2 protein-coding genes are annotated in these 1106 nt (G+C 44.7%); both read right to left on the bottom strand.

Going from position 1 to position 1106, the window contains the following annotated elements; genetic code table 11:
* A partial coding sequence (locus U4E84_RS18305; protein WP_322533489.1) for a DEAD/DEAH box helicase family protein occupies positions 1 to 401 on the bottom strand: 401 nt, incomplete at its 3' end.
* Positions 402 to 626: 225 nt separating this feature from the next.
* Positions 627 to 1106, bottom strand: a 480-nt coding sequence (locus U4E84_RS18310; protein WP_322533490.1) for a Dam family site-specific DNA-(adenine-N6)-methyltransferase, incomplete at its 5' end; no start/stop codon positions are given.

Consider the following 1106-nt stretch of genomic DNA (forward strand, 5'->3'; position numbering starts at 1 on the left):
CGGTCGATGAGACTCTGGAAGTGATCACTAGAGAACGTTTTATGAGTTGTTATGACTGCCAGCATATCTCGGACACCAGAGTTATACTCAGTGATTTGGCTAGCCAGCGGATCTGTCCAACGGGTTCGTGACTGATATGCGAGGACAGGTGAGGCACCGAAGTCATTTAGATCCTCTTTCCATTGATCCACTAAATGTTGGTACGGGGCAGCAACGATGAGAGCCAATGAGTCGTCTTGGAGTGATGCAAGCCGGGATGCGGCTAATAGAGAAGTGACCGTTTTACCAGTTCCCGTCGCCATATTCAAGATTCCCTGTCCTGAGCTATTCATCCATGCTTGTACGGCTTTATCCTGATATCCACGTGGCTCGAGCCAATCTGGTTTAGACAATGCTACCATTCGATTGAGAAGCAATGAGTCACATTGATACTTATAGTGTAGTGTGCTCTCTCTGCCTCGTCTCCCCTGTCACCGAAATATCCCAAGTCGCGTTATCTTAATTTATTCAGCATAACTGACTTCCACTTGATTAAGCAGAACAGACTTACTGGAATATAAACAAGACAATTTTATTCGAGTTTTATTATATTAAATATAGTCTCGGATATTTTGTTGTTGCTGCTGTCACGGAGGAACATTGGTGATAATAACCTCAGCGACATCGCCGCGATTGTCTGCATCGCTGTTGATCATTCTAGCAGCATTGACGTAGTTAACGGTAAAATCTGGGAGGTCATTGTACAGTTCCCATACTGGTGGAGAATTCGATATTACGACATGAACATCATCTTTGTTTAGTCTGACTGCAAGATCTCGAAGCCGCTCTTGATCGGATTTACTGAACCCATCTGATTGGTATTGAGTGAAGTCTGCGGTTTTTGAGACTGGTTCGTATGGAGGATCGAAATAGACGAGGTCTTTCGATGTAGCTCGTTCAGCAATATATGTAAAATCATCATTGTGGATGTCAATACCATCAAGAGTAGCACTTGCAGCACGGATTTGTCGTTCCCGGATATAATCCGGGTTACTGTGCTCCCCAAACGGTACATTGAACCCCCCAGACTGGTTTTCTCGGTAGAGTCCGTTATATCCGGTGCGATT

The sequence above is a fragment of the Halorubrum sp. AD140 genome, assembly GCF_034497445.1.
Lineage (GTDB): Archaea > Halobacteriota > Halobacteria > Halobacteriales > Haloferacaceae > Halorubrum.